The 6,189-nt window shown below is 69.9% G+C and carries 4 protein-coding genes; 1 reads left to right on the forward strand and 3 read right to left on the reverse strand.

The features are described 5' to 3' along the window. The 3 genes from F3J18_RS35065 to F3J18_RS35075 all read right to left on the reverse strand — a co-directional run. Positions 1 to 619: LLM class flavin-dependent oxidoreductase (locus F3J18_RS35065; protein WP_345892544.1), on the reverse strand; the 619-nt coding region annotated here is incomplete at its 3' end. Continuing rightward, on the reverse strand, positions 616 to 1,989 hold the full coding sequence (locus F3J18_RS35070) for an LLM class flavin-dependent oxidoreductase (protein WP_166916693.1): 1,374 nt from the start codon (positions 1,987 to 1,989) through the stop codon (positions 616 to 618). The genes F3J18_RS35065 and F3J18_RS35070, both read right to left, overlap by 4 nt. A 16-nt stretch (positions 1,990 to 2,005) precedes the next feature. After that, the gene (locus F3J18_RS35075) at positions 2,006 to 4,381 is read right to left on the reverse strand and encodes a TonB-dependent receptor (RefSeq protein WP_166916695.1); all 2,376 of its coding nucleotides are present in this window, start codon (positions 4,379 to 4,381) and stop codon (positions 2,006 to 2,008) included. Between the two features lie 391 nt (positions 4,382 to 4,772). On the opposite strand from F3J18_RS35075, the gene F3J18_RS35080 reads away from it, so the two are divergent. Next, the gene (locus tag F3J18_RS35080) at positions 4,773 to 6,017 is read left to right on the forward strand and encodes an SfnB family sulfur acquisition oxidoreductase (RefSeq protein WP_166916697.1); all 1,245 of its coding nucleotides are present in this window, start codon (positions 4,773 to 4,775) and stop codon (positions 6,015 to 6,017) included. The last annotated feature ends 172 nt before the right edge of the window (positions 6,018 to 6,189 follow it).

Below are 6,189 nucleotides of genomic sequence, written 5' to 3' on the forward strand. Positions count from 1 at the left end.
TGGCCCGTTCCCAGGCGGCGCGATAGCGTGCGATCGACTCGGCCTCCGCGTGCTCGCGGGTGCGCGCCACAATCAGGCCGTGGCCGCGTCGCGCGACCGCCCCGACTTCGCCGGTCGCCTGCCAGATCCGCGCGGACAGAGCCGGCGCGGGCGGCTGCAGGGTGGCCGCGCCCTCGCCCAGGCGCGCGCCGTCGAAGGCCTGGCGCAGCAGGTCGAGCGCGTGTATCTGTTCCTGCGCGCGCTGGTCGTAGTCGCGGCCGAAAGCGTCGAATACCTCGCGCTCGAAACCGGCGCCGAAGCCGAGCTGCAGCCGGCCACCCGACAGCGCGTCGAGCACCGCGGCATCCTCGGCCACGCGCAGCGGCGTCTCCAGCGGCAGCACGATCACCGCGCTGCCCAGCGCGATGCGCCGAGTGCGGCGCGCCGCTGCCGCCAGCAGCACCAGCGGCGAGGGCAGGCGCCCGCTCTCGCGGCCGAAATGATGCTGGGCCACCCAGGCGCCGTGATAACCGAGCGCCTCGGCCGCCTCGATCAACGCGAGCGTCTCGTGCAGCACGCGCGTGTCGGGCCCGGGCGCGTAGACGCGCGTGAGCAGGCTCAATCGCCAGCGCGCGCTCACGATGCCACTCCCGCGACCGGCGCGACCCGATCGCCGCGCTCCGAGCCGGCCGCGCGCGCGAAGGGCGGCCGCGGCAGACCGAGCTGGTCGCGCAGCGTCGGGCCCTCGTATTCGGTGCGGAACAGGCCGCGGCGCTGCAACTCGGGCACCACCTGCTCGACGAAATCGTCGAGGCCGCCGGGCGCCCAGGCGAAGGCCAGGTTGAAACCGTCCGCGCCATAGGCCAGGAACCATTCTTCCAGGCGGTCGGCGATCGTCTTCGGCGTGCCGGTCACCACGCCCGCGCCCGAATAGCGCTCGTACAGCTGGCGGATCGTCAGGTTCTCGCGGCGCGCGAGATCGACGATCAGTTGCTGGCGGCTCTTGCTGCGATTGCTTGGCGGCAACTCCGGCAGCGGGCCGTCGAGCGGGTAGCCCGACAAATCGAAATCGCCGGCGTTGTCCGCGATCAGGCGCAGGCCGAGCACCGGATCGATCAGCGCCTGCAGCGCGGCCAGTTTCTCGCGGGCCTCGGCCTCGCTCGCGCCGACGATCGGCGTCAGGCCGGGCAGGATCTTCAGGTGCTCGGGCCGGCGGCCGTGAGCAGCCAGGCGGCCCTTTACGTCGGCGTAGAAGGCCTGCGCGTCCTCCAGCCGATGCTGGGCGGTAAAGATCAGTTCGGCGCATCGCGCGGCCAGCTCGCGTCCGGCCTCGGACGAGCCCGCCTGCACCAGCACCGGGTGACCCTGCGGCGGTCGCGCGACGTTGAGCGGTCCGCGTACGCTGAAGTGTTCGCCGCGGTGGTTCAGCACGTGCAGCTTCCGGTGATCGAAGTGCAGGCCGGCGGCCGCGTCCTCGATGAAAGCATCGTCTTCCCAGCTGTCCCACAGCCCGGCCACTACGCGCTGGAATTCCTCGGCGCGGGCATAGCGGTCGGCGTGCGCGAGATGCGGCGACGCGCCGAAGTTGGCGGCCTCGTCGGGTACCACCGAGGTCACCAGGTTCCAGCCCGCGCGACCTCCGCTCAGGTGGTCGAGCGAGGCGAACTTGCGTGCGATGTGGTATGGCGCGTTGTAGGTGGTGGTGGCGGTGGCGATCAGGCCGATCCGCTCGGTGACAGCTGCCAGCGCGGCCAGCAGCGTGAGCGGCTCGAAGCCCTCGGCGCGCGCGCTGCGTCGGAGCGAATCGACGTGGCTGCCCTGAGTGGCCACCACGTCGGCCACGAACAGCGCATCGAGCTTGCCGCGCTCGGCGGTCTGGGCCATGCGCCGGAAGTGCGCGAAATCGCGATTGCCGCGCGGTGCCGCTTGCGGGTGTCGCCAGCCCACCACGTGGCTGCCGCTGCCGTTGAGCATCGCGTTGAGTTTCATCTTGTCCTTGCGGCGTGTCATGCCGGGGATCCTCCGCTCAGTAGGTGTAGCTCACGCGCAGGCCGATGGTGCGCGGTTCTCCCGCGGCCGCCACGTTGGTGCCTGGCAGGAAGAAGTTCTTGGTCAGGTCGTACTGACGGTTGAACAGGTTGCGCGCCCACAGCGAGACGTCCCAGTGCCGATCCGGCGAGGTCACGGTCAGGCTGGCGTTGAACAGCCAGTAGCCGTCGATGGTGTAGTTCGGTCCGAGCAGCAGCAATTGCGAATAGGCGTCCCGATAGCTGTAGTTGGTCTCGGCACGGAACCGATAGCCGCCACCGTTCCAGCTGTACGAAACCTGACCGCCGTAGCTGAGCTTCGGGAAGCTCAGCGAGGTGCCGTTGTAGTCGCTGAACACATTGGTGCCCGCCGCGGCCGAGGCCACCGTGTTGTAGGTGACGAAGGGCGCGGTGTAGCGGCCGCGCTTGTAGCCGACATATTGCGAGATCTCCAGGCCGCGCAGCGGTTGCCAGTTCAGCTCGGTCTCCAGGCCGTCGATGCGCGATTTCGGCGCGTTCACGAAGGTGCCGATCAGCGACTGCGAATTCGGATCGAAGGTGGCAGACAGCACCTGCTGGTCGCGATAGTCGTAGTGGAAGGCCGACAGGTTCCAGCGCAGCGAGCGCGTCAGGTCGGTCTTGATGCCGGCCTCGTAGGCGGTCAGCGATTCGGGCTTGAACGGCACCAGCGCGTTCGAGTTGCCGGTGTTGTGCGCGGTGAAGCCGCCCGACTTGTAGCCGCGGCTGATGGTGGCGTACAGCAGGCTGGCCGGCGCCAGATCGAACTCCAGGCCGAGCTTGCCCGAGGTGCCGTTGGAACTGAGCGACTGGTTCGCGGCGCCGGCGACGAACCCGGCGAAGGGTGCGAAGCCCGGCGACAGGGTGCCCGATTCGAAGCCGATCAGGTCGCGGTGCTCGTGCTCCTGGCGGATCCCGGCAGTGGCACGTAGGCGCGGGGTGATGTCGTAGGTCGCCTGGCCGTATGCGCCGAGCGTGTCGACCGACTGGCGGTAGCGTGTCAGCGCGACGAAGCCGAGGCGGTCGGTGAAATCCGAGTAGAACTGCTCGTTCAGGTCGTCGTGCGAATAGAACAGGCCGGTGACCCAGCGCAGCCGCGTATCGCCGCGCGAGGCGGCGCGCACCTCCTGTGTGAACTCGCTGACGGTGTCGTCGAAGTATTCGTCCGAGTCATGGTACTGCGTGGCATCCCAATCCGAGTATTCGCGGCGGTGCAGGAAGTTATAGGCGGTGATGCTCTTCAGTTCGACCGGCCCGAGGTTCCAGGTGGCGGTCAGGTCGGCGCCGGTGCTGACGTTGTTGCGGCCGGGTTTGGCGTCGGTGGACAGCCCGGTCACGCGCGCAAAGGCGGGGCTTACGCCCCAGCCGGTCTTGGTGATGTCGCTGTCGGCCGGGATCGTGAGGCCGGTCAGCGTCGACGTGTAGGGCGTGAACAGCGAGAGCCCGGTGTTGTCCGATTTGTCGAAGCCGCCGTGCGCGCCGAAATGCAGCTTGAAGTCGCGCGTCACGTCCCAGTCGAGCTGGGCGCGGCCGGCCGCGCTGTCGTGGTTGCCGAGCGCCTGGTTGGTCACGCGGTTGTTTTGCCAGGCACCGAAATCCTGGGTGGTGAAGGCGAAGCGGCCGCGCACGCGATCGCTGAGCGGCCCCGAGACGTAGCCCTCGGTGGTGGTCAGGTTGTGCGAGCCGTATTCGGCCGTGATGCCGGCCTCGAAATCCTTGGTGGGCTTGTTGGTGATGAAGTTGATGGTGCCGCCGGTCGTGTTGCGCCCGTACAGCGTTCCCTGAGGGCCGCGCAGCACCTCGACGCGGGAGAGGTCGAACAGCTGGCCCTGGGTCTGGATCGGCAGGGCGAAGGCGACGTCGTCGACATTGATGCCGACCGTCGAGGCATTGTTGGCCGTGTAGTCGGTGAAGCCGACGCCGCGAATCCGGAATTCAGGCTGACCGCCGCCAAAGGCCGGCTCGACCTCGACGCTTGGCGTGGCGTGCTGCAGATCATTGACCGTGTTGACGTTGAGGGTTTTCAGATCGCGTCCGCGCAGCACCGAGACCGAGGCCGGAACGCGCTGTGCGCTTTGCGCGCGGCGCTCGGCGGTGACCACGATGTCTTGCATGCGTTGCGGCGACTCGGCGGCGCGATTGCCGGTGCCCGCAGCGGTTTTGCCGGCCGCCGTGGCGGTCGATGTGTCCGCCGCGTTTGCATCGGCGCTCCGGCCCGGCGTGGCCGACGCCGCGGCCGTGGTGCCGGCCGCGGCGGCCAGCGGTGCGGTGGTCGGCGCGCTCTGCGCATGCAGCGGCGGCGCGGCCACGAGCAGCGCCGAGGCGCCGAGCGAGGCGCTGAACGATGTGTATCTCATTGGAATTCCCCTGTCGATGCCGGCTGGTTGTGCGTGTGGCCGGCGCACCCCGCGGGGCGCTGCCGGTGTGTCGCACCGCCAGTGCATCGCGCGACGGCGACGGCCTTTGCAACCGTCGTGCCAGCTCGCTGCCGGCCCGGCCCGGCAAGGTGCGCGGCCGATTCCGCGGGTGCCGGACCGCGCTCGAGCGGGCGCGGATTTCGACCGTTTTGCTGGAAAGCCAACAGGCGCGCGATGCGCCGGGCGGCATGCTGGATTTGCGGCATTTCGCTGCGAATCCAGCGCGCGAATCACCCGTCGCGCGTCGGGCCTCCCGCGGCGAGCCTTGTGCGACGGTGATGGCACGGCCCTTGCTGTTGGGCAGCCGGTTCCATCGACAACGAGGATTTTCATGACAGCCTTTTCGCCCGCCGACACGGCAGCGCCCTCCGCGCCGGCGCCCGCCGGCCGCCCCGTCGCCAGTCGCATCGTCGACGATGCGCACGCCCTCGAAACCGCGCATCGCCTGGCCGGCGAGCTGGCCCGCGAGGCCGCGCTGCGCGATCGCGAGCGACGCCTGCCGTTTGCCGAACTCGATCTGTTCTCGGGCAGCGGGCTGTGGGGCATCACCGTGCCGCGCGAATACGGCGGTGCGCAGGTGTCGATCGCCACGCTCGGCGAAGTGGTGCGCATCGTCTCGCAGGCCGATCCCTCGATCGGCCAGTTGCCGAAGAATCATTTCCACGCGCTGGACGTGATCGGCCTGACCGGCAGCGAGGCGCAGCGCCGCAAGTTCTTCGGGCTCGCGCTCGACGGCGCGCGCTTCGGCCATGCCGCCTCGGAGCGCGGCACCAAGACCGCGCTGGAGATCGCCACCCACCTCACGCGCCGCGACGATGGCCGGCTGGTGCTGGAGGGGCAGAAGTTCTATTCGACCGGCGCGCTGTATGCCGACTGGATCGCCGTGCTCGCGCTCGACGACGACGGCCGCTACGTGCAGGCGCAGGTGCCGCGCGAGCGCGCCGGGCTCGACATCAGCGACGACTGGAGCGGCTTCGGCCAGCGCACCACGGCCAGCGGCACGCTCACGCTCGCGGCGGTCGAGGTCGATCCCGACGACGTGGTGTCGATCCAGGCCGCCTTCGAGCAGCCCACCCTGGCCGGCCCGATCTCGCAGTACCTGCATGCCAATATCGACGTGGGCATCGCGCGCGCCGCGATCGCCGACACCCTCGAGTTCGTGCGCACGCGCGCGCGGCCCTGGGGCGACAGCGGCGTGGCGCGCGTCGCGGACGATCCCTATGTGATCCGCGACGTGGCCGACCTGCAGGTGCGCCTGCTGGCCGCCGAGGCGGTGCTGGAGCGCGTCGCGGCACGGCTCGGCGCGCTGCCGGCGCGGCTCGACGACGCCCAGGTGGGCGACGCCTCGGTGCAAGTGGCGGTGGCCAAGGTGCTCAGCACCGAACTCGCGATCCTCGCCACCAACAAGCTGTTCGAGCTGTCGGGCACGCGCTCGGTGCTCAGCGAATACAACCTCGATCGCCACTGGCGCAATGCGCGCACGCACACGCTGCACGATCCGGTGCGCTGGAAATACCATGCGATCGGCAACTACGTGCTGAACCAGGTGAACCCGCCGCGTCACGGGTATCTCTGATGCGCGCGCCGATTCCCGATCCGGGCCTCGCCGCCCTCGCGTGCCTCGACGATGCGCCGGCCGATGTCGCACGCCGTCGCACCCTGCTGGCCTTCGCCTCGGCCGCGGCCTTCGGGGCCGCGCCCAGCGCCTTCGCGGCCGGCGCCGCGAGCGCGGCCAGTGCCGCGTCGGC

Source organism: Burkholderia sp. Ax-1720 (assembly GCF_011753035.1).
Lineage (GTDB): Bacteria > Pseudomonadota > Gammaproteobacteria > Burkholderiales > Burkholderiaceae > Burkholderia > Burkholderia gladioli.